The organism is Citrobacter sp. S39 (assembly GCF_009495675.1).
GTDB lineage: Bacteria > Pseudomonadota > Gammaproteobacteria > Enterobacterales > Enterobacteriaceae > Citrobacter > Citrobacter freundii.
This window is the reverse complement of the sequence record NZ_CP045555.1, coordinates 4,642,724-4,666,147: the sequence shown is the minus strand read 5'-3', so window position 1 is coordinate 4,666,147 and position 23,424 is coordinate 4,642,724. Positions and strand designations below refer to the sequence as shown.

Sequence of the window (23,424 nt, the reverse complement as noted above, 5' to 3'; positions counted from 1 at the left end):
TCTTATGACTACCCGTACCCCCGCATCCTCATCCCGCCTGACGTTGACCGTCGGGCTGTGTTTTTTAGTCGCCCTGATGGAAGGGCTGGATTTACAGGCCGCCGGGATCGCTGCCGTCGGTATCGCCCATGCGTTTGCATTGGATAAAATGCAGATGGGCTGGATCTTCAGCGCGGGCATTCTTGGGCTGCTGCCCGGCGCGCTGGTGGGCGGCATGCTGGCCGATCGCTATGGCCGCAAACGCATTCTTATTGCCTCCGTGGCGCTGTTCGGCCTGTTCTCACTGGCAACAGCGATATCCTGGGATTTCTCATCGCTGGTGTTTGCTCGCCTGATGACTGGTGTTGGGTTGGGTGCGGCGTTGCCGAATCTGATCGCGCTGACTTCTGAGGCGGCGGGCCCGCGTTTTCGTGGTACGGCGGTGAGCCTGATGTACTGCGGTGTGCCGATTGGCGCGGCGCTGGCGGCAGCGCTCGGGTTTAGCGGTCTGGCCTCTGCCTGGCAAACCGTGTTCTGGGTCGGCGGGGTGATCCCGCTGCTGCTGGTTCCGCTGTTAATGCGCTGGCTGCCGGAATCACAGGTTTATACCCAACAAACGCAGGTGGCTGCCGCGCCGCTGCGCGCTCTGTTTGCGCCAACCACCGCGACAGCCACGCTGCTGCTGTGGCTGTGCTATTTCTTCACCCTGCTGGTGGTGTATATGCTGATCAACTGGCTGCCGATGCTGCTGGTCGAGCAGGGCTTTCAGCCCTCGCAGGCAGCAGGAGTGATGTTTGCTCTGCAAATCGGCGCGGCCAGCGGGACGTTAATTCTCGGGGCGTTGATGGACAAACTGCGTCCGGTGGTGATGTCACTTTTGATCTACACCGGGATGCTGGCATCACTGCTGGCGCTGGGCACGGTATCGTCATTGAGCGGCATGCTGATGGCGGGATTTGTGGCGGGGATGTTTGCCACCGGTGGGCAAAGCGTGTTGTATGCGCTGGCACCGTTGTTTTACAGCACGCAGATCCGCGCCACCGGCGTGGGAACCGCCGTCGCCGTCGGTCGTCTGGGCGCGATGAGTGGTCCGTTGCTGGCAGGAAAAATGTTAGCGCTCGGCACCGGAACGGTAGGGGTGATGGCGGCTTCTGCGCCGGGGATATTGCTGGCAGGGCTGGCGGTATTTATTCTGATGAGCCGCAAATCGCAGATGCCGATCCCTGCCAGCGGTGCTTAAGCGCTCATTCGGTAGTATGAGCTGGGAGATACGGTTCCCACTTCCGGGTGAACGCCAGTCGGTGAGGACGTTGCCAGAGTTTACATAAAGCCTGGCAACGGAGGCGTTATGAGCTGGCGGCCCTTTTTGTATTTGATTATTAATCCCCATCCGATATTAAGCGCCCGGCGCGGGCATCTGCGCCTGGTGCAGGGTTGACTTTGCATTCTGTTAACAAACGCGGTATAACAAACCTTCTTTGGGTGTTTAGATGTCCATACGTTTAGAAGGCTATATGCAAACAACACAACAAAATGCGCCACTGAAGCGCACAATGAAAACGCGTCACCTGATAATGCTCTCCTTAGGCGGCGTGATTGGCACAGGGTTATTCTTCAATACCGGGTACATCATCTCCACTACCGGGGCGGCGGGAACGCTGCTGGCTTATCTGATTGGCGCGCTGGTGGTCTGGTTGGTTATGCAGTGTCTGGGCGAGCTGTCGGTCGCGATGCCGGAGACCGGGGCGTTTCACGTCTATGCTGCGCGTTATCTCGGCCCCGCAACGGGATATACCGTGGCCTGGCTCTACTGGCTGACCTGGACTGTAGCGCTGGGTTCGAGTTTTACCGCCGCCGGATTCTGTATGCAGTACTGGTTTCCACAGGTGCCGGTTTGGGTCTGGTGTGTGGTGTTCTGCGCGATTATTTTTGGCCTGAACGTCATCTCCACGCGCTTTTTTGCCGAAGGGGAGTTCTGGTTCTTGCTGGTAAAAGTGGTCACTATCATCGCCTTTATCATCCTCGGCGGGGCGGCGATTTTTGGTTTTATCCCGATGCAGGATGGCTCACCCGCGCCTGGACTGAGTAATATCACGGCGGAAGGCTGGTTCCCACACGGTGGCTTACCGATCCTGATGACGATGGTGGCGGTGAATTTTGCTTTTTCGGGAACTGAGTTTATCGGTATTGCCGCCGGAGAAACAGAAAACCCGCGCAAGGTCATTCCGGTAGCGATTCGTACCACTATCGCGCGACTGATTATTTTCTTTATCGGCACCGTGTTTGTGCTGGCGGCGCTGATCCCGATGCAGCAGGCGGGCGTGGAGAAAAGCCCGTTTGTGCTGGTGTTTGAGAAGGTGGGGATTCCTTACGCCGCCGATATTTTTAACTTCGTGATCCTGACGGCTATTCTATCCGCGGCGAACTCCGGGCTGTATGCCTCCGGGCGCATGCTGTGGTCGCTGTCAAATGAACGTACGCTACCGGCCTGTTTTGCGCGAGTAACGAAAAATGGCGTGCCGCTGACGGCGCTGTCGGTCAGTATGCTCGGTGGTGTGCTGGCGCTGTTTTCCAGCGTGGTGGCCCCGGATACGGTATTTGTCGCGCTGTCGGCAATCTCCGGATTTGCGGTGGTGGCGGTGTGGCTGAGCATTTGTGCTTCACACTTCGTCTTTCGCCGCCGTCATCTGCAGCAGGGTAAGGCATTGAGTGAATTGCATTATCGCGCGCCGTGGTATCCGCTGGTGCCGGTACTGGGATTTGTGCTGTGTCTGGTGGCTTGTGTCGGGCTGGCATTCGATCCAGCGCAGAGAATTGCGCTGTGGTGCGGGTTACCGTTTGTGGCAGTGTGTTATGGTGCTTATTTCCTTACTCAACCGCGTAAAGCCAAACAGGAGCCCGAACATGTCGCAGAATAATCCGTTAAGCGCCATCCTCGATAAACAGGATTTCCTGCTGCTCGATGGTGCGATGGCGACGGAGCTGGAAGCGCGTGGCTGTAACTTAGCTGATAGCCTGTGGTCAGCCAAAGTGCTGGTCGAAAATCCGGAGCTTATCCGCGAAGTCCATCTCGATTACTACCGGGCGGGGGCGCAGTGCGCGATCACCGCCAGCTATCAGGCTACGCCGGCGGGCTTTGCCGCGCGAGATCTGGATGAAGCGCAGTCGAAAGCGCTGATTGGCAAAAGCGTGGAGCTGGCGCGTAAAGCCCGTGAAGCGTATCTGGCAGAGAACCCGCAGGCGGGCACGCTGCTGGTAGCAGGATCGGTCGGGCCTTACGGCGCGTATCTGGCGGATGGTTCTGAATACCGTGGTGATTACCAACGTAGCGCTGAAGAGTTTCAGGCGTTTCACCGCCCGCGCGTGGAAGCCTTGCTGGATGCCGGGGCCGATCTTCTGGCCTGTGAAACCCTGCCAAATTTTGCCGAAATTAGCGCGCTGGCTGAGTTATTGACCGCATATCCGCGTGCGCGGGCGTGGTTCTCATTTACCCTGCGCGACAGCGAGCACCTGAGCGACGGTACGCCGCTGCGTGACGTGGTTGCGTTGCTGGCGGATTATCCGCAGGTGGTGGCGCTAGGTATTAACTGCATTGCGCTGGAAAACACCACCGCTGCGTTGCAGCATTTACACAGTTTAACGGCGCTGCCGCTGGTAGTGTATCCGAACTCGGGCGAGCAGTATGATGCCGTGAGCAAAACCTGGCATCATCACGGTGAGCATTGTGCGCATCTGGCGGATTATCTGCCGCAGTGGCAGGCCACTGGCGCACGGTTGGTTGGCGGGTGCTGTCGCACCACGCCTGCGGATATTGCCGCGCTAAAAGCGCGAAGCTGAGAGTTTATCGGGCTTACATCGTTCAATGTAGGCCCGATAAGCGCAGCGCATCAGGTATTGCCGGATGGTGGCACAAGCGCCTTATCCGGCCTACAAAGCCACAAAACGTTATGCCGCATCCGCCAGAACAAACATGCCGTACGGATGGATTTCGAGATAATACTGCTCGCCTACGTCCGGCTGTAAACGCGTAGCGTTGACCTGCAATAAGATCTCCTGCCCGTGCCATTCCACCGTGACTTCATACTGGGGGCCCATATAGGCCACGTGGCGGATCACGCAGCGCTGACTCTCTTCGCCGCGATCGCTAAGCGTGATCGCTTCCGGGCGCACGCCGACCATGCCTTCGCCTTGCGTATCAAAGTGCAGCGGGCGCGGCAGGTGGTAGCCGTAGATATCAACGTATTGGTCACCGAAGGTGGCCGGGAACAGGTTGGCGTCACCCATAAAACTTGCCATAAAGCGCGAGGCGGGCTGGCGGTATAGATCCTGCGGTGAACCGATCTGCATGATGTGCCCCTTGTTCATCACCAGCACGGTATCGGAAACCGCAAAGGCTTCGCTCTGATCGTGGGTGACGTACAGCGAGGTGATATCAAACTGCTTTTGCAGTTCGCGGATCTTGTCGCGCATGCTGCGACGCAGGTTGGCGTCGAGGTTACTCAACGGCTCATCAAACAGCAGCACTTTCGGCTTGAGGATCAACGCGCGGGCCAGCGCTACGCGCTGCTGCTGACCGCCGGAGATCTGATCAACATAGCGCTCTTCGAATCCTTCCAGATCGACCATCGCCAGTGCCTCTTTGACACGGGTTTTCACCTCAGCGCGGGATACGCCGAGCATCTTCAGGCCGTAACCAACGTTCTCTCCCAGCGACATATGCGGGAACAGGGCATAGGACTGAAACACCATACAGATATCACGCTGCTGAATTGAGCGATGGGTGACGTCTTCGCCATCAATGAAAATCTGCCCTTCGCTCGGTTTTTCCAGCCCGGCGACCAGGCGCAAAATGGTGGTTTTGCCACAACCGGACGGGCCGAGCAGCGTCACCATTTGCCCCTGTGGGATGGTGAGGTTGATATTGTCGATTACCGTATTACTGCCAAATCGTTTGGTGACGTTGCGCAGTTCAACGAAATTTTTCTGAGTCATAGTGCGCTCCATTACGCCTGGTTTTTGGCTTTTGAACGGGAGGTACGTGATTCACCGATCAGCCAGTCAAAGATGAAAATAATCGCCAGCATCACCACGATCAGAATGGAACCGTAGGCAATCGCCACACCGTATTCGCCATCTTCCACGCGGTTCAGGATGTAGGCCGTCGCTACACGGGTATCCGGCGTGACGAGGAATACAATGGCGCTGACGGTGGTAATGGCGCGCACAAAGCTGTAAATCAGCGCCGAAAGGATCGCCGGGCGTAGCAGCGGCAGCAGGATATGCGTAATGGTACGCAGCGAACCGGCGCGCAGGCTGAGCGAGGCTTCATCCAGTGATTTATCGATCTGGCCTAAGCCCGCGATACCCGCCCGAATACCGACCGGGACGTTACGCATTACCATCGAGATAATGACAATCGCCGCCGTACCAGTGAGGTAAACCGGGGCGCTGTTAAAGGCCAGAATGTACGATACGCCCGCGACGGTGCCTGGAACGGCAAAGCACAGCATAGTGGTGAACTCGATGGTCTTTTTGCCCTTAAACTGCTGGCGCACGACTACCCAGGCGATCAGCAGGCCGAAGATGGCGGTGATCGGCGCGGCAATACCGGCGTAGAGCAGGGTGTCGAGCAGTGAAGGCCATGCGCCGTCGCTCATCCCCTGACCGAACAGTTTGGTAAAGTTCGCTAACGTCAGGGTGTAGTCCACGCCCCAGTTAACGGTGAAACTGCCGTAGAAAATGCTGCCGTACAACAGGGCGTTAAAGGCAATCCACACCGCCAGCAGCGCGACCACGCTCCATACCAGCGTCACAGGTAACGGCTGCACGTCGCCCCGGTAGGATTTACCGGAAACGGTGACGTATGAGCGTTTACCAATCCACATATATTGCACGCAGAACACCAGCAGCGAGAACAGCAGCAGGAAGGCACCCAGCGTACTGGCTGCCTGGTAGTCGAGCTGCGAACCGGTGATGTAGAAGTAGATTTGCGTTGCCAGCACGTCGAAGTTTCCGCCGAGCACCAGCGGGTTACTGAAGTCAGCCAGCGATTGCACCACCACAATCAAAAAGGCGTTGGCCAGTGCTGGTTTCAGTAGCGGGACAAACACGCCGTTAAAGGTCTGCCAGCGGCTGGCACGCAGGGTGTATGACGCTTCTTCCAGCGACGGATGAATGGTTTTGATTGCTCCGTCGAGGATCATAAACGCCATCGGAGTGAAGGCCAGCACCTGCGCCAGCCAGATGCCGGTAAAACCGTACAGCCAGTTGGTGTTGGTTAAGCCAAACCATTCGACCATAAATTCGGTGATGTAGCCGGAGCGTCCCATCATCAGCGTGACGCCTAAACCCACGACAAACGGCGGGGTGACGATCGGCAAAATCGAGAAGATACGTCCGATTATGGCGCTGCGTCTGGCGATCCGGGTAGTATAGATAGCCAGTACCAGACCAAAGAAGGTACAGCCGACGCCGACGGCAATCGACAGCATAATCGAGTTGAGGATCACCTGAATGATATGTGCCTGCGACAGCACATTCATAAACGCCAGCGGGGCAAATTCCCCGGCGTCGTTGGTGAACATCGGAATAAAAATAGCGATACTCGGCCAGACGATAAAAATACCGATTAGCGCGACAATCGCGGTGAGCGAACCGATGACGAAACGGTCGCCGCCCAGCCATTCCAGACGGGTGAGCGCCAGGGTCATGATCGCGCCAAGTGCCACAAACAACACAATGGTGGCATAGCCTAAGCCGCGCCCCTCAAGAGTCGCGCTGGCGACGATAAACACCATACAGAAAAAAGCCCAGCCCGCATCAAGATAATGGCGGCCGCGCTGTTCGCGCCTGGCCTCATGGAACGGACGCACCAGTAGCAGGCTCGGCAGCAGATACCATAACCAACTGATATTGAACTGTGACCAGCCGTAGGCGGCGAGTATTTCCTCGCCTGTCGACTCCAGCAGACCGTAGTCCAGGCTCCAGCTTGGCAACAGGGCAAACGCCAGCCAGCCAAGCAAAACCCAAAGAAATATCGCATCCCGTTTTTTCACAGGATGGAGTGCAAGTGTGTGTGACATAGCGGTTCCGGTATTCCAGGCCGGATGCGGTATTTACGCCGCACCCGGCAAATGATCGCCGATGTAGGTTTATTTACCCATCTTCACTTCGCTGACCCACTTATTGATCAACGCTTTACGCACGTCGGTCGAGCCGTACTTATCCATGTCGTAATTGATAAGTTTCAGGTCGTCGAGCTTCAGCGAGTTAGGAGACGTCTCGGCGGTGGTGTTGGTCAGGATCTGATAGGACTTACCTTTCTTCCACGCCAGTTCCTGGGCATCTTTTGACAGTACCCAGTCAACGAACAGTTTGGCGTTATCGAGGTTGCGCGCGCCTTTCAGAATGCTAACGCCGCCGATCTCATAGCCAGTACCTTCGCACGGTGAAATTAGCTCCAGCGGTGCGCCCTGTTCTTTTTCCAGCGAGTAGTCGTGCAGGAAGCCAATGCCAATCGCCGTTTCGCCACGGGCGGCGTTACGCGCTGGGGCAATGCCTGATTTAGTGTATTGAGAGACGTTGGCGTTGAGCTGTTTCAGGTAGTCAAAGGCCTGATCTTCACCCCACAGCTGGGCAAAAGTCGCCAGCGCGGTATAGGCGGTACCGGAGCTTTGCGGGTCAGCAATCTGGATTTCACCTTTGTATTCCGGTTTGGTCAGATCCTTCCAGCATTTTGGCACCGGCAGGTTTTTCTCTTTCAGGCGCTGGGTATTGACGCCAAAGCCCAGAATACCGACGTAAACCGCCGAGGAGAGATTGCCTTTCACCTTCGCGGGATCGCGGAATTTCTCCATGATCTGTTCGAGATTGGGTGATTTATACGGCTGCAGCAGGCCCATTTCCCCGGCCTGGGACTGCGGATCCAGCGTACCGCCGTACCAGACATCCGCCTGCGGATTTTTCTTCTCGGCATCCACTTTCGCCAGCGTACTGCCCGAGCCGTTGCGAATGAATGAGGTTTTCACATCATATTTTTCACCGAAGGCTTTGGTTTCGGTTTCGCACATCTCGTTAGTGGCGCTGCAATACACCACCAGACGGCCCTGCGCCTGAGCTGCGTTGCTGAAGGCTGCCAGCGTCAGAGCAGAGGCAATTAGTGTAGAGGTAAGCGTCAGTTTCATTGTTTTATCCTTTGACTGAGAGAAGGGGTAATGCCTGCAATGAGCAGTGGCATCAGCAATAAACCCATAAAGACAGCGGCGACCGAGAGCAAACTGAACATTCCCGACCAGCCGTAGTGTTCTATGACCAGCGACAGCGGCCAACCCGCCAGCGCGGCCCCCAGATAGGCAAACAGCCCGAGAAAACCGGTAATTGAACCTGCTGCCGCCTTGTGTCCGCACTCCACTGCCGCGAGGCCAATTAGCATCTGTGGGCCAAACACAAAAAAGCCCACCGTAAAGAAACACATTGCCAGTAGCGCGTAGTGGTGCACCGGCGCCAGCCACAGCGCGGCGACGGAGACCATCAGCCCCAGCGTGAACAGCAAAATCATCGGCGCACGCTGACCGCTGAACAGCAGATCCGATCCCCATCCGGCAAACAGCGCCCCCAGCAAACCGCCAACTTCAAACAGCATCACCGTGGCATTGGCGCTGAGCAGATTCACGCCGTGGCTTTCCGTCAGCCAGATGTTGCCCCAGTCGTTGAGCGCAATGCGGATCAAATAGACCAATACATACGACACGCCGAGCAGCCAGATCATCGGGTTTTTCAGCATGGTGGTACGTAACATTTGCCACAGCCCCATCGGCGGACTTTGCTGTTCCTGACGCAGCTCCAGCGGGTCATGCCGCCATTCCCCAACCGTCGGTAATCCCTCTTCCCGGGGCGTGCCTTTCAGTTGCAGAGTGAGCCAAATGCCTAACGCCATGCTGATAATCCCCGGTGCCAGCATCGCTGCCTGCCAGCCCCACCAGTGGGCGGCAAAGGCGCTAATCAGCGGGATAACTGCCCCACCAATGTTGATCGACATATTCCAGCAGCCCCACCAGAATCCGCGTTCGTTGCGCGAGTACCAGTGGGTCAGTAGTCGGGCGCAGGGCGGCCAGCCCCAACCCTGGAAAAACCCGTTCAGCGTCCAGACCACCAGCAGCAGCGTCAGCGATTCACCAAAGGCGAACAGCACATTCAAAACACCGGTGGCGAAAAGGCCAATGCCCATAAATGCGCGTTGTCCGTGGCTGTCGTGCCACAGTCCGGCGGTAAATTTCGACAGGCCATAGGTCAGGTAAAACAGCGACCCCAGCAGGCCGATATCGCCTTTATCCAGACCGAGGTCCGTTTGTAGCGCCGGGAGGACGTAGTTAACGCTTTTGCGCGTCAGATAAAACGCGGCATAGCCAATGACCATACACATCAGCAGTCGGGGGCGTAGCGCCCGGTATTGTTGATCTGTTTCGCTGGCTGAGCGTGTATGCATGGCAGTCTCCGTTTGTGCTGACTATAGGAAAGTGAAAGCAAAAGAGGATGAGAGAAAGTCCAGAGTGGCTAAGACTTTTTCCTGGTTAGCGGCTGATTTGTTGCAAATTTGTGGGCAGGTTAACAATTACCCGTGTGCCGTTGCTTGATTCGAGCGTCAGTTCACCGCCAAGGGCGCTCACCCGCTCACGCATTCCCTGGATACCGAAACCGGGAATTTTTTCTGGCAGAATACCCACGCCATTGTCAGCGACGTCCAGAAACAAGCTATGTTCCTGCTGGCGCAGCGTAATCGACACATCGCTGGCATCGGCATGTTTACAGACGTTATTGAGTAACTCCTGCAACAGGCGATACAGCGTGAAGCGCACCGTTTCGTTTTCTGGCGTATTCTCTAGCTGATAATCAAAGCGACAGCGAATGCCCCGTTCAGCAAAAGCAAATTCATTCACCAGATGATGTAGTGCATCTTTAAAAGACAGTTCATCGAGCGCGGGTGGACGCAGCTGGCGCAGCAACTGGCGGGTGGAGTGGTGAATACGCCGGGCCAGGTCGTTGATCTGATTTGCCGCTTCAAGCGTTTGCTCGCGACCCGGTGCGCGTTTGACCAGTTGTGATTGAATTTGAATGGCGGTGATGTTCTGACCAATTTCGTCGTGCAGTTCCCGCGCCAGGCTTTTGCGCGTGTTTTCTTCGGTGCGGATCAGCTGTTCGGTCAGCACGCGACGCGCCGCCAGTTCAGTTTCCAGACGCTGGCGATAATGGTGCAGGTTTTGCGCCAGATGCTGCTGGCGGCTGATGGCGATCCCCAGCCCTATGCCGAGCAGCGCCTGGGTGGCGAGGAAAATCTCCAGCTCCAGTAAATTACTGAACCCGACGCCGATTTGCCGGGCGATGGTGATCATCATACTGCCGAGCAATCCGGACAACACGCCGCCCTGCCAGCCAAATTTCCACGCCATCACCACGTTCGGTAAGAACACCACGATCAGCAACAGGCGCTCGATCTCCGGCGACAACACCATCTGGGTGCCGATGCCAATAATAAAAAACAGGCTGCACCAGATGATAAGCGAGGTGCGCAGCGGGGGATTGGTGGTATCCAGCCCGAGCAAATGATAGCGGTGCTGCTGGCGCAAAAATTCATAGATCAGATAGACAAACGGCGTCAGCAGCACGCCGCCGGTAAACGACGCCAGGCCAATTAACGTTGCCGGACTTTGGATAAACGGTGAAAGCAGGGCGGTATTGAGCAATGAGGTGAGCGTCACCGCGGCCAGCAGCAGCGTTAAGCGCTGCCAGTAAAGGGGGAAACGGTGCCAGTATGACTGGCCGATGATCGCCGGAATCAGGCTAATTAACGGCGCAGCCAGCAGGATATAGCCATTCAATAATTGCTCACTGTGCAGCCAGAACAACATCAGCACCGGCGGCAGTACCAGCGCGGGCCAGTAACGGCGAGAAAGCAGGATGAGCAGCGCGAGATAGACGCCGTGCGGCAGGAATAGCGCCGCCTGCTGGCCGTTGTGGGTCAGGTAAAACCCCAGCGTCCACAGCATCAACCAGCCTGATCCCCAGGCCAGCAGAATAAACAGAGAAATAACCCAATGCCGAAGGCTACGCGACATTAATGTCCCGTTAATAGCTGGTGGTCGAGGGCAAAATGCACCAGATCGATGGTGCTGTGGCATTGCAGTTTGCCCAGCACGTTTGCCCGATGAACGTGTACCGTCTTGTGGCTGAGGTCGAGCTTGAAGGCGATCTCTTTTACGCTGTCGCCTTTGACCAACAGCTCAAACACTTCGCGCTCGCGTGGGGTCAGTACTTCCAGTACCTGCGCGGGCTGTTCGCCGCCGCGTAGCGCCCGCAGCGCATCGGCGCACAGGTAATGCCCGCCCATACCGACCGATCGTACCGCCTGCACCAGCTCCTCTGGTCCGCAGCGTTTGGTCAGGTAGCCACTGGCGCCGGCATCCAGCGCACTTTGCACAAACGTGGGTGAGTCATAGATGCTGAGAATGATGGCGCGAAAACCGGGCTTCTGTGCCCGCAGTCGTTTTAACAGGCTCAGACCATTTTCATCCGGCATGGCGATATCCATCACCGCAACGTTGACGTCATCATGCAGAAGTGCAGGCCAGGCCTCCGCTGCGCTGCTGTACTGACCGGTAACGTTGAGATCGTCTTCGAGACTGAGTAATTGCGCAAAGCCGGAACGCACCACCACATGGTCATCCACCAGCACAACATGAATCATGATTTTACTCTCTTGCCTGATAATGGCGTCTATGATGCCGGTCAGCGCCGCGCTGGCAATCATCCAGGTGTAGTTATGTAACGAATGTAACAAAATCGCAATAATTTGCCGGGTGTTGTAGGCCGGATAAGGCGCTTGCGCCGCCATCCGGCAACAGTGCCTGATGGCGCTGCGCTTATCAGGCCTACGAATTCCATCTGTAATGAGCGAAATCGCTAACTATTGCCGCTTTTTTTCTAAAAACGCTTTGTTCTTAGCCAGAATTTTTAATTCCTTTATCAAATTGTGCCGCAACGAAATACTGCCTCCATAACAAGACAGGGGAGCAGACAATCATGGCTATTTCATCGCGTAACGCACTTCTCGGTGCACTGGCATTCATCGCATTTCAGGCGCAGGCGGTGAACGTAACCGTCGCTTATCAGACCTCCGCCGAACCCGCCAAAGTGGCGCAGGCGGATAATACTTTTGCCAAAGAGAGCGGCGCTACCGTTGACTGGCGCAAATTCGACAGCGGCGCGAGCATCGTCCGGGCGCTAGCCTCCGGCGACGTGCAGATCGGTAATCTTGGCTCCAGCCCGCTGGCGGTCGCCGCCAGTCAGCAAGTACCCATTGAAGTTTTTCTGCTGGCGTCAAAGCTTGGTAACTCCGAGGCACTAGTGGTGAAGAAAAACATCAGTAAACCGGAAGATTTGATTGGCAAACGCATTGCGGTGCCGTTTATCTCCACCACCCATTACAGCCTGCTGGCGGCGTTGAAACACTGGGGGATTAAACCCGGTCAGGTGGAGATTGTGAACCTGCAACCACCTGCGATTATTGCCGCATGGCAGCGCGGGGATATTGACGGCGCGTACGTCTGGGCTCCTGCGGTCAATGCGCTGGAAAAAGACGGCAAGGTGTTAACCGACTCATCGCAGGTTGGTGAGTGGGGCGCACCGACGCTGGACGTGTGGGTGGTACGCAAAGATTTTGCCGAGAAGCATCCTGAGGTGGTGAAAGCCTTTGCCAAAAGCGCTATCGATGCGCAGCAACCTTATATCGCTAATCCCGATGAGTGGCTGAAGCAGCCGGAGAATATCAGCAAATTGTCGCGTTTAAGCGGCGTGCCGGAAGCGGATGTGCCGGGACTGGTGAAAGGTAACACTTACCTGACGCTGCAACAGCAGACTGCCGAACTGACCGGACCGGTGAACAAAGCCATTATCGACACCGCGCAGTTCCTCAAAGAGCAGGGCAAAGTCCCCGCTGTCGCGACGGATTACAGTCAGTACGTGACCGATCGCTTCGTGCAATAAATAAGGAGGCGCTGATGCTGCAAATCTCTCATCTTGCCGCCAGCTACGGTGGAAAACCGGCGCTGGAGGATATCAACCTGACGCTCGATAGCGGTGAGCTGCTGGTGGTACTCGGACCTTCCGGTTGCGGGAAAACCACATTGTTAAATCTGATTGCCGGATTTGTGCCGTATCAGCATGGCAGCATCACGCTGGCGGGTAACAGGGTTGACGGTCCGGGGGCAGATCGCGGGGTCGTATTCCAGAATGAAGGTCTGCTGCCCTGGCGTAATGTGCAGGACAACGTGGCTTTTGGTCTGCAGCTGGCGGGGGTGGATAAACTACAGCGTCAGCGTATTGCCCTGGAGATGTTGCAGAAAGTCGGGCTGGAGGACGCGGGCAAACGCTTTATCTGGCAGCTTTCCGGCGGACAGCGGCAGCGCGTCGGCATTGCGCGGGCGCTGGCGGCCAATCCTCAGTTGTTGTTGCTGGATGAACCTTTTGGCGCGCTCGACGCCTTTACTCGTGAGCAGATGCAAACCCTGCTGCTGAAGCTGTGGCATGAGACTGGCAAACAGGTGCTGTTGATTACGCACGATATTGAAGAAGCAGTGTTTATGGCGACAGAGCTGGTATTGCTGTCGCCAGGCCCAGGCCGGGTACTGGAGCGTCTGCCGCTGAATTTCGCCCGTCGCTTTGTGGCTGGAGAGTCGAGTCGCAGCATTAAGTCCGATCCGCAGTTTATCGCCATGCGCGAGTACGTGTTAGGTCGAGTCTTTGAGCAACGGGAGGCATTTTCATGAGCGTGGTGATTAATGATAAACCCCGTCGCCAGCGCGCGCTCAACTGGCGCTGGCCGTTCTCGCGGCAGATTACCTTAAGCCTTGGTACGTTGGCCGTCATTTTGGCGTTGTGGTGGACGGTGGCGGCGCTGCAGTTAGTCAGCCCGCTGTTTTTACCGCCACCGGGACAGGTTTTACAAAAGCTGATCGTTATTGCCGGTCCGCAGGGATTTATGGATGCCACCCTGTGGCAGCATCTGGCGGCGAGTCTGACACGTATTGTTATCGCGCTGCTGGCGGCGGTGCTGCTGGGCGTTCCGGTTGGAATCGCTATGGGGCTGAGTCCGACGATGCGCGGCATTCTCGATCCGATCATTGAGCTGTATCGTCCGGTTCCGCCCCTGGCCTATCTGCCGCTGATGGTCATTTGGTTTGGCATTGGCGAAACCTCCAAGATCTTGCTTATCTATCTGGCGATTTTCGCCCCTGTAGCGATGTCGGCGCTGGCGGGAGTGAAAAGTGCGCAGCAGGTGAGAGTGCGCGCCGCGCAATCGCTGGGAGCCAGCCGTGCGCAGGTGCTGTGGTTTGTTATTTTGCCGGGGGCATTACCTGAGATCCTCACCGGATTACGTATCGGACTTGGGGTGGGCTGGTCGACGCTGGTGGCGGCAGAGCTGATTGCCGCCACGCGAGGCTTAGGATTTATGGTCCAATCTGCCGGTGAGTTTCTGGCAACGGATGTAGTGCTGGCGGGGATCGCGGTGATTGCCGTTATCGCGTTTATTTTAGAACTGGGTCTGCGCGCGCTTCAGCGCCGCCTGACGCCCTGGCATGGAGAAGTACAATGAGTGAACGTCTGAGCATAACCCCGCTGGGGCCGTATATTGGCGCACAAATTTCCGGCGCGGATTTGGCGCGTCCGCTGAGCGATAATCAGTTTGAACAGCTTTATCACGCGGTATTGCGCCACCAGGTGGTGTTTCTGCGCGAGCAGGTGATTACGCCGCAACAACAGCGGGCGCTGGCGCTGCGTTTTGGCGATCTGCATATTCACCCGGTCTATCCGCATGCCGAAGGAGTAGAAGAAATTATCGTGCTGGATACCCATAACGATAATCCGCCGGATAACGACAACTGGCACACCGATGTCACCTTTATCGACACGCCGCCTGCCGGGGCGATTTTAGCGGCGAAAGAGCTGCCATCAACCGGGGGCGACACCTTGTGGACTAGTGGGATTGCCGCTTATGAAGCATTGTCTGAGCCGTTCCGTCAGTTGCTGAGTGGCCTGCGGGCAGAGCATGATTTCCGTAAATCATTTCAGGAATATAAATATCGCAAGACCCCAGAGGAGCACCTGCGCTGGCTGGAGGCCGTCGCTAAACATCCACCGTTGCTGCATCCAGTGGTACGCACGCATCCGGTGAGCGGGAAGCAGGCGCTGTTCGTGAATGAAGGATTTACCACACGAATTGTCGATGTCACGGAAAAAGAGAGCGAGGCGTTACTGAGCTTTTTGTTCGCGCATATCACCAAACCGGAGTTTCAGGTGCGCTGGCGCTGGCAGCCCAACGATGTGGCGATTTGGGATAATCGCGTGACGCAGCATTATGCGAATGCGGATTATCTGCCGCAGCGGCGCATTATGCATCGGGCAACGATTCTGGGAGATAAGCCATTTTATCGGGCGTGATGATTACCGGAGACGCTTCACTTGCCGGGCCTACGACCTGTAGGCCCGGTTAGGCGTTATTAACGCAGAATTTTTTTCTCAGCCAGATCCAGTGCGAAGTAGCTGAAGATCAGATCCGCGCCAGCGCGTTTGATCGACCCTAAGCTTTCCAGCACCACTTTCTCTTCATCTATAGCCCCCGCCAGCGCCGCGAATTTGATCATCGCGTATTCACCGCTGACCTGATAAGCGCCAATCGGCAGCTCGGTGCGTTCGCGGATATCGCGCAGAATATCGAGGTACGCGCCAGCCGGTTTGACCATCAGGCAGTCTGCGCCCTGGGCTTCATCCAGCAGCGATTCGCGAATCGCTTCCCGACGGTTCATCGGGTTCATCTGATAGGTTTTACGATCGCCTTTCAGCGCGGTGCCCGCGGCTTCACGGAATGGGCCGTAAAAAGATGAGGCAAACTTAGTGGAGTAGGACATGATAGCGGTATCGGTGAAGCCCGCGGCGTCCAGCGCCTGGCGAATCGCCTGTACCTGACCATCCATTGCGGCGGAAGGCGCGATGAAGTCCGCACCCGCTGCGGCGGCAACCACCGCTTGCTTGCCGAGGTTGGTAAGGGTTAAATCGTTATCCACGCCGTGATCGCATAACACGCCGCAGTGGCCGTGTGAGGTGTATTCGCAGAAGCAGGTGTCGGACATGACGATCATTTCCGGCACGGTCTGTTTGCAGATACGCGACATGCGCGCCACCAGGCCGTCTTCTTTCCAGGCATCGCTACCGGTGTCATCCGTATGGTGGGAAATGCCGAAAGTCATCACCGAGCGGATGCCAGCATTAGCAATGCGTTCAATTTCGCGCGCCAGGTGCTTCTCTGGAATACGCATCACGCCTGGCATGGCGTCGATAGCTTTGTAATCGTCGAGTTCTTCTTCAACAAAGATCGGCAACACCAGGTCATTTAAGCTGAGTGTTGTCTCTTCAAACATAGCGCGCAGCGCGGGAGATTTGCGCAGGCGGCGAGGGCGTTGGATTAGGTCTGTCATGGTATGCCTGATGTTTGTGGAATCGAAGGCCGTAGTATACCCGAACCTGAGGGCGTGTGGTTTACGAAAGTTGGCGTTATATCTGGATTTACTGTAACGAAGGGATGAATCATTAGCGCAATTTATTCACAAGCATAGCAATTTATTCATATTCATTATTTTGTTTATTGTTTTTTTATTATTTTAAATATCTATGCGTTTGCTTTTATAGCGTGGTGTATAGATTGTGTTTATTTATTGTCTATTTATTTGTTTGCGTTCTGATTCATTAGTGAATTATATGCTTTGAATGTTGGCTCTCTTTTAATTGATTGAAACTATTGGTTTTTATATTTATTAGATGACGTGACTTGAATTTATTATGTTGTCCGGTTTCGGACAATGGGCAAAGAATAATTGAACCTTTCCTTAATGAAACCGCATAATCGTCCCTGCGAAACATAAAATGTTTTCTTTGCATTGATAATTGATGGATCAACTATATTACGTCCCTGAGGAGGGATGACAAATGCACATTTGGAAAAAGAAACTTGTAGTATCACAATTAGCATTAGCCTGCACTTTGGCAATCACTTCTCAGGCGAATGCTTCTACTGATATCTCTGGGACCGCCTACACAACGTTTACCCATTATAATGATGCATCTTATGCTGATGGCGTCTATTACGATGGATATGTCGGGTGGAACAATTACGACACCGATAGTATTTATAACGGTGATATTTATCCGGTAATCAATAACGCTACTGTCAACGGCGTTATTTCTACTTATTATCTGGATGATGGGCTGTCTACTAACACCAATAACAACAGCCTGACGATTAAAAACAGTACCATTCATGGTATGGTGACATCCGAATGTATGACCACGGATTGTTCTAACCGTACAGGTACCGACTACTACTACGATCGCCTGGCGATGAACGTTATCAACTCAACGATTGATGACAACTACGAACATTATACCTACAACGGTACGTATAATGACGTGGCTGACACGCACGTTGTCGACGTTTATAACCTGGGGACGGCTATCACGCTGGATCAAGAAGTTGATCTGTCTATCTCCAACAACTCTCACGTTGCGGGTATTACGCTGACTCAGGGTTATGAGTGGGAAGATATTGACGATAATACCGTTAGTACCGGCGTAAATAGCGGCGAAGTGTTTAACAACACCATTGTTGTTACCGATTCTACCTTGACCTCTGGCTCATGGTCTGATGAAGGTACCTCCGGTTGGTTTGGCAACACCAGCAATGCGAGCGACTACAACGGTAACGGCTGGAACGCTAATGATATCGCATTAGCGGTTATTGCTCATCCGAATGCTGATAACGCGATGCAGACCACTGCCACGTTTGATAACGCTACGCTGATGGGCGATGTGCTGTTCTCCAGCAACTTTGACGAGAACTTCTTCCCGAACGGCGCAGATACTTACCGTGATACCGATGCCGATCTGGATACCAACGGATGGGATGGTACTGACCGTCTGGATCTGACTCTGAACAACGGCAGTAAGTGGGTTGGCGCGGCCATGTCCGTACATCAGGTTGATGTTGATGGTGACGGCGTTTACGATAACTATGCTGCAGGTACTGAAGTCACTGCAACGCTGATCGACATCGCTGCCAACAGCCTGTGGCCCTCTTCAACCTATGGTATCGATAGCGACACAACCTCTTATGACGAAAATGGTCATGTGGTTGGCAACTCTGTTTACCAGAGCGGTCTGTTCAACGTCACGCTGAACGGCGCTTCACAGTGGGATACCACCAAAACGTCTCTGATCGACACCCTGAGCATCAACAGCGGTTCCGTCGTTAACGTGGGTGATTCTACCCTGATCTCCGACACAATTGGCCTGACCGGTGGTTCTGCACTGAACATCAACGAAGATGGTCATGTTGCGACCGATACCCTGTCTATTGATAACAGTACCGTCACAATTGCTGATGATGTTGCTGCTGGCTGGGGTGTAGGTAGTGCTGCGCTGTATGCCAACACCATCAATGTTACCAACAACGGTGTTCTGGATGTGGGCAACAGCACAGGTGATGCACTGCAGGTTGATACGCTGAATCTGACCAGCTACACCGACGCTTACAACCATGTTAATGCGGGTGTTTTCGACATCAACAGCACTAACTATGTACTGAATGCTGACCTGACCAACGATCGTACCAACGATACTACCCAGGCTAACTACGGTTATGGCGTGATCGCGATGAACTCTGATGGTCATCTGACTATCAACGGTAACGGCGATTCCGACACCTCAGGCGATCAGTCTGAAGTTGATAACTACGGTGACCATGTCGCGGCAGCAACCGGTAACTATAAAGTGCGTATCGACAACGCGACCGGCGCAGGCTCTGTTGCTGATTACAAAGGTAACGAGCTGATCTACGTTAACGACACGAACAGCAACGCGACCTTCTCTGCAGCCAACAAAGCTGACCTCGGTGCTTACACCTATCAGGCACAGCAGCAGGGTAACACCGTTGTTCTGCAGCAGATGGAACTGACAGACTACGCGAACATGGCGCTGAGCATCCCGTCTGCTAACACCAATATCTGGAACCTGGAACAAGATACCGTTGGTACTCGTCTGACTAACGCACGTCATGGTCTGGTTGATAACGGTGGTGCATGGGTAAGCTACTTCGGTGGTAGCTTCGATGCAGATAACGGCACCATTAACTACGATCAGGATGTTAACGGCATCATGGTTGGTGTTGATTCCAAAATTGATGGTAACAACGCTAAGTGGATTGTCGGTGCTGCAGCAGGCTTCGCGAAAGGTGATATGAGCGACCGTACCGGTCAGGTGGATCAGGATAGCCAGACTGCCTACATCTACTCTTCTGCTCGCTTTGACAACAACATCTTTGTTGACGGTAACTTAAGCTACTCCCACTTTAACAACGATCTGTCTGCTAACATGAGCAATGGTCAGTATGTTGATGGCAGCACCTCTTCTGATGCCTGGGGCTTTGGCTTGAAACTGGGTTATGACCTGAAGCTGGGTGACGCAGGCTACGTAACGCCATACGGCAGCGTATCCGGTCTGTTCCAGTCTGGTGATGATTATAAGCTGAGCAACGACATGAAAGTTGACGGTCAGTCTTATGACAGCATGCGCTATGAACTCGGTGTAGATGCAGGTTATACCTTCGCCTACAGCGAAGATCAGGCGCTGACCCCGTACTTCAAACTGGCCTACGTTTACGACGACTCTAACAACGATTCTGACGTAAACGGCGATTCTATCGACAACGGTGTAGAAGGTTCTGCGGTACGTGTTGGATTGGGTACTCAGTTCAGCTTTACCAAAAACTTCAGCGCCTACACCGATGCTAACTACCTCGGTGGTGGTGATGTAGATCAAGACTGGTCTGCAAATGTTGGCGTTAAATATACCTGGTAAGACATCTCTCGTTGTTAAAGAAAAGATAATCTAACTCAGAAAAATGCCCGTCACGGATTTGACGGGCATTTATTGCAAGGAATGCCCAGATGTTGTCTGCAAATAAACCGCTTGTGGAATTTGGTAAGCTTGATAAATGTTTGTCGAAATATGGCAAACACTTTGAGTGTGATAACGATAAAAAAATAATTTATTCCAGTGATATGAACAGTGACGATACCTTTATCATTTTAAATGGTGTAATTTCCCTGAGGCGAGGGGAGAATGTGCTGGTCGGTATTGCACAGGCGCCATTTATTATGGGGCTTTCAGATGGCGTGATGAAAACAGATATACAATACAGATTAATCACGGAAAGCGATTGTACGGGATACCATCTACCTGCCTCACAAACAATTAATATAATTGAAGAGTGCCAGCTTTGGAGTGAAGCTTTTTGTTGGTTGGCATGGCAAAATTCCATGCTTGAATTGCGAGATCTGCAGTTGATCGGCAATAACTCCTACGATCAGATTCGCGCGACGCTGATATCCATGATGAAATGGGACGACGTACTGCGTTCGCGTATCGGCGTCATGAACTATATTCACCAACGCACGCGAATTTCCCGCTCGGTTGTCGCTGAGGTTCTCGCGGCTTTGCGTAAAGGTGGTTACATTGAAATGAATAAAGGCAAACTGGTGAGCATTAACCGTTTGCCTTTTGAGTATTAACTCAGGATGCGGGAATAACCTGCGGTTTGTTCCCGCTCAACTCTGCAACCAGATCGTTGATACCGTCACTCATATTGGTAAAACGGGTTAGCGGAGAACGGGTCACCACGATAAACGCCCCGACGTTTTGTTGTGGGATCATCGCCATATAGGTGATGAAACCACCACCGCCGCCGGTTTTTTGAATAATTCCCGGTCGGCCATTCTTCGGCGCCATGTAGACCCAGCCCAAACCAAGCGCATCGGCTCTGCCTGGAACATCCATTCCCACCACTTTAGTTAACTGCGTACGCTGATAAATCAGCGTCTGCATCCGGTCGGCCTGCTGGCTACGATGATAAAAGTCAGAAGAGAGATACTGCTGCATCCAGCGCATCATATCGCCGGGCGTAGAATAGACACCGCCGCTGCCCATTGCCGCCAGCGTATTGTTACAGGGGCTGGCGCCTTTTTCCGCGACCATCAGGCGTCGGCATTGATCGGGGGACGGGGTAAAGGTGGTGTCTTTCATCCCCAGCGGACGGGTGATTTTTTCTTCAAACAGCTGCGGATAAGGCTTACCAGAGGCCGCTCCCAGCGCATCGGCCAGCAGGTCAAACGCCAGGTTGGAATAAGATGCCTGTGAACCCGGTGCGGCTTTCAACGTGGCAGTAGAGAGATAGCTCCAGCGCTGCTCGCGGGTTGGCCAGACAAACACCGGGCGCTTTGCCGCGCCGCCAGGCTGCTCGCGCGGCAGCGCGCTGGTATGCGTCGCCAGATTCACCAGCGTAATCGGCGTGCCCTGATAAGTCGGCACGCGTGCACCTGGAGGTGCATATTTACTCAATGGATCGTTGAGTTTGACCGTGCCCTGATCGAGCAATTTCACCAGCATTTCGCTGGTCATTAATTTAGTGATTGAGGCAATTCGAATCACGGAATCAAGCTGTGGATGGACGTTGTTACCGGGACGCGTTTCGCCAAAGCTGCGAAATACGCGCTGATTACCATCAATCACCACGAGCGCCATCCCCGTAGCACCACTGCCGTAAAATATATGGTCGGCATAACGATCGACGATATCGGAGGCGAAAACCGGATCGGTTATAGGCTGTGCCGCCTGGACTGATGTCAATGACGCCGCACACAGCGCGGCAGAAAAAAGCAGACTACGTTTCAACGGTGGTGTCCATGAGTTAGATAAAGTGAAAAAGGATGTCGTGCGTATGCGTATTTATACTACTCATCGGCGTATTGCAAAGCGCTTATCAACCAATGATAGTGGGAAAAACGTAACGATGAGTAAACGTAGGAGTTTCCTGGATTGCGGATGTTCGCTTTTGTGATCTCACGCTGTGATAATCTGCACATACTGGAACGTTGTCGAGTGTGAAAACCACAGAAACAATTCTTCATAACCGAGGTGCGAACTAAGTGCCTCGGTTTTGGTCACAATTGTCGGTTTCAGCTTGTGTTTTTGGGCGTAAGCCGTCTGGCCTCCGCACTCCACGGTGGCAAATGCACAGCAGTCGTCATAACGATAAGAAGTTAGCAGGAGAGCACTATGTTTAAGTCTTTTTTCCCAAAGCCGGGGCCGTTCTTTATTTCGGCATTTATTTGGGCACTAGTCGCCGTTGTATTCTGGCAAGCAGGTGGGGGAGCCTGGGTTGCACATATTACCGGCGCGTCGGGAGACGTACCTATTAGCGCAGCGCGTTTCTGGTCGTTGGATTATCTGATTTTTTATGCGTACTACATTCTTTGTGTCGGGGTGTTCGCGCTGTTCTGGTTTCTCTACAGCCCACACCGCTGGCAGTACTGGTCTATTCTGGGCACATCGCTGATTATTTTTGTGACCTGGTTTCTGGTTGAAGTCGGCGTCGCTGTCAACGCCTGGTACGCGCCATTTTATGACCTAATTCAAACTGCGCTCAGCGCACCACACAAGGTGAAGATTGAGCAGTTCTATCATGAAGTTGGCATTTTTCTCGGCATTGCTCTGATAGCCGTGGTCATTGGCGTGATGAACAACTTCTTCGTCAGCCACTACGTGTTCCGCTGGCGTACCGCGATGAACGAACACTATATGGCGCACTGGCAGCATTTGCGTCACATCGAAGGCGCAGCGCAGCGTGTGCAGGAAGACACCATGCGTTTTGCTTCTACGCTGGAAGATATGGGCGTCAGTTTTATCAACGCGATTATGACGCTGATTGCCTTCCTGCCTGTACTGGTTACGCTCTCTGCCCATGTTCCTGACCTGCCGATTGTTGGACATGTGCCTTATGGCCTGGTGATTGCCGCGATTGTCTGGTCGCTGATGGGAACCGGTTTGCTGGCCGTGGTCGGGATAAAACTTCCTGGGCTGGAGTTTAAAAACCAGCGCGTGGAAGCGGCCTATCGTAAAGAACTGGTCTATGGCGAAGATGATGGCAACCGTGCGACGCCACCGACGGTGCGTGAACTGTTTCATGCGGTACGCCAAAATTACTTCCGTCTCTATTTTCACTATATGTACTTCAATATCGCCCGTATTCTTTACCTGCAGGTTGATAACGTTTTCGGCTTGTTCCTGCTGTTTCCGTCGATTGTTGCCGGTACGATTACGCTCGGCCTGATGACGCAAATCACCAACGTGTTTGGCCAGGTGCGCGGCTCGTTCCAGTATCTGATTAACTCCTGGACAACGTTAGTGGAACTGATGTCTATTTATAAGCGTCTGCGCAGCTTTGAACGAGAGCTTGATGGTCAGGACATTCAGGAAGTTACCCATACGCTGAGTTAATAATAAGGA

The 23,424-nt window shown here is 54.1% G+C and carries 18 protein-coding genes; 10 read left to right on the top strand and 8 right to left on the bottom strand.

The window, feature by feature from the left end:
- The first annotated feature begins 4 nt into the window (after positions 1–4).
- From mhpT to mmuM, 3 genes are all read left to right on the top strand, one after another.
- On the top strand, positions 5–1,219 hold the full coding sequence (gene mhpT / locus GFB57_RS22300) for a 3-(3-hydroxy-phenyl)propionate transporter MhpT (RefSeq protein ID WP_008320943.1): 1,215 nt from the start codon (positions 5–7) through the stop codon (positions 1,217–1,219).
- A 274-nt stretch (positions 1,220–1,493) separates the two neighbouring features.
- Positions 1,494–2,897 carry an S-methylmethionine permease gene (gene mmuP / locus GFB57_RS22295; RefSeq protein WP_003021384.1) on the top strand — a complete coding sequence of 468 codons (1,404 nt, stop codon included), beginning with the start codon at positions 1,494–1,496 and terminating at the stop codon, positions 2,895–2,897.
- Positions 2,884–3,816, top strand: a complete 933-nt coding sequence (mmuM, locus tag GFB57_RS22290) for a homocysteine S-methyltransferase (protein WP_003021387.1) — start codon at positions 2,884–2,886, stop codon at positions 3,814–3,816. Before mmuP ends, mmuM begins: the two co-directional genes overlap by 14 nt.
- A gap of 108 nt (positions 3,817–3,924) precedes the next feature.
- On the opposite strand, the gene fbpC is transcribed toward mmuM, so the two are convergent.
- From fbpC to GFB57_RS22260, 6 genes are all read right to left on the bottom strand, one after another.
- Positions 3,925–4,971 (bottom strand): ferric ABC transporter ATP-binding protein, encoded by a 1,047-nt coding sequence (gene fbpC, locus GFB57_RS22285; RefSeq protein WP_003021390.1) that lies wholly within the window; start codon positions 4,969–4,971, stop codon positions 3,925–3,927.
- A gap of 11 nt (positions 4,972–4,982) precedes the next feature.
- Positions 4,983–7,061, bottom strand: a complete 2,079-nt coding sequence (locus GFB57_RS22280; RefSeq protein ID WP_003021393.1) for an ABC transporter permease subunit — start codon at positions 7,059–7,061, stop codon at positions 4,983–4,985.
- 69 nt (positions 7,062–7,130) lie between these two features.
- Positions 7,131–8,162: an ABC transporter substrate-binding protein gene (locus GFB57_RS22275; protein ID WP_003021397.1), complete on the bottom strand. Its 1,032-nt coding sequence runs from the start codon at positions 8,160–8,162 to the stop codon at positions 7,131–7,133.
- A complete protein-coding gene (gene uhpC, locus GFB57_RS22270) occupies positions 8,159–9,463 on the bottom strand; it encodes an MFS transporter family glucose-6-phosphate receptor UhpC (protein ID WP_003021400.1) in 1,305 nt (434 codons plus the stop codon). The genes GFB57_RS22275 and uhpC overlap by 4 nt, the downstream gene beginning before the upstream one ends.
- An 85-nt stretch (positions 9,464–9,548) precedes the next feature.
- A complete protein-coding gene (locus GFB57_RS22265) occupies positions 9,549–11,090 on the bottom strand; it encodes an MASE1 domain-containing protein (RefSeq protein WP_003021403.1) in 1,542 nt (513 codons plus the stop codon).
- Positions 11,090–11,719, bottom strand: a complete 630-nt coding sequence (locus GFB57_RS22260) for a response regulator transcription factor (RefSeq protein WP_003021406.1) — start codon at positions 11,717–11,719, stop codon at positions 11,090–11,092. Before GFB57_RS22260 ends, GFB57_RS22265 begins: the two co-directional genes overlap by 1 nt.
- A 335-nt stretch (positions 11,720–12,054) precedes the next feature.
- On the opposite strand from GFB57_RS22260, the gene tauA reads away from it, so the two are divergent.
- The 4 genes from tauA to tauD are packed head-to-tail and all read left to right on the top strand — an operon-like array spanning position 12,055 to position 15,471.
- On the top strand, positions 12,055–13,017 hold the full coding sequence (gene tauA, locus GFB57_RS22255; protein ID WP_290366914.1) for a taurine ABC transporter substrate-binding protein: 963 nt from the start codon (positions 12,055–12,057) through the stop codon (positions 13,015–13,017).
- Positions 13,018–13,031: 14 nt separating this feature from the next.
- Positions 13,032–13,799 carry a taurine ABC transporter ATP-binding subunit gene (gene tauB / locus GFB57_RS22250; RefSeq protein WP_003021412.1) on the top strand — a complete coding sequence of 256 codons (768 nt, stop codon included), beginning with the start codon at positions 13,032–13,034 and terminating at the stop codon, positions 13,797–13,799.
- Positions 13,796–14,626: a taurine ABC transporter permease TauC gene (tauC, locus tag GFB57_RS22245; protein ID WP_003021414.1), complete on the top strand. Its 831-nt coding sequence runs from the start codon at positions 13,796–13,798 to the stop codon at positions 14,624–14,626. Before tauB ends, tauC begins: the two co-directional genes overlap by 4 nt.
- Positions 14,623–15,471, top strand: a complete 849-nt coding sequence (tauD, locus tag GFB57_RS22240; protein ID WP_003021417.1) for a taurine dioxygenase — start codon at positions 14,623–14,625, stop codon at positions 15,469–15,471. The genes tauC and tauD overlap by 4 nt, the downstream gene beginning before the upstream one ends.
- Positions 15,472–15,530: 59 nt before the next feature.
- Here the strand turns inward: tauD and hemB are convergent, their stop codons facing one another.
- Positions 15,531–16,505: a porphobilinogen synthase gene (hemB, locus tag GFB57_RS22235; protein WP_003021420.1), complete on the bottom strand. Its 975-nt coding sequence runs from the start codon at positions 16,503–16,505 to the stop codon at positions 15,531–15,533.
- A gap of 508 nt (positions 16,506–17,013) precedes the next feature.
- On the opposite strand from hemB, the gene ehaB reads away from it, so the two are divergent.
- Together ehaB and iprA are read left to right on the top strand one after the other, a co-directional pair.
- A complete protein-coding gene (ehaB, locus tag GFB57_RS22230) occupies positions 17,014–19,938 on the top strand; it encodes an autotransporter adhesin EhaB (protein WP_003021423.1) in 2,925 nt (974 codons plus the stop codon).
- Between the two features lie 89 nt (positions 19,939–20,027).
- Complete coding sequence (gene iprA / locus GFB57_RS22225; RefSeq protein WP_290366913.1) at positions 20,028–20,651, top strand: hydrogen peroxide resistance inhibitor IprA; 624 nt, start codon at positions 20,028–20,030, stop codon at positions 20,649–20,651.
- 1 nt (position 20,652) lies between these two features.
- Here the strand turns inward: iprA and ampH are convergent, their stop codons facing one another.
- A complete protein-coding gene (ampH, locus tag GFB57_RS22220) occupies positions 20,653–21,810 on the bottom strand; it encodes a D-alanyl-D-alanine-carboxypeptidase/endopeptidase AmpH (protein WP_003021428.1) in 1,158 nt (385 codons plus the stop codon).
- 384 nt (positions 21,811–22,194) lie between these two features.
- Between ampH and sbmA the strand changes: the two genes are divergently transcribed.
- On the top strand, positions 22,195–23,415 hold the full coding sequence (sbmA, locus tag GFB57_RS22215; RefSeq protein ID WP_003021430.1) for a peptide antibiotic transporter SbmA: 1,221 nt from the start codon (positions 22,195–22,197) through the stop codon (positions 23,413–23,415).
- Positions 23,416–23,424: the final 9 nt, after the last annotated feature.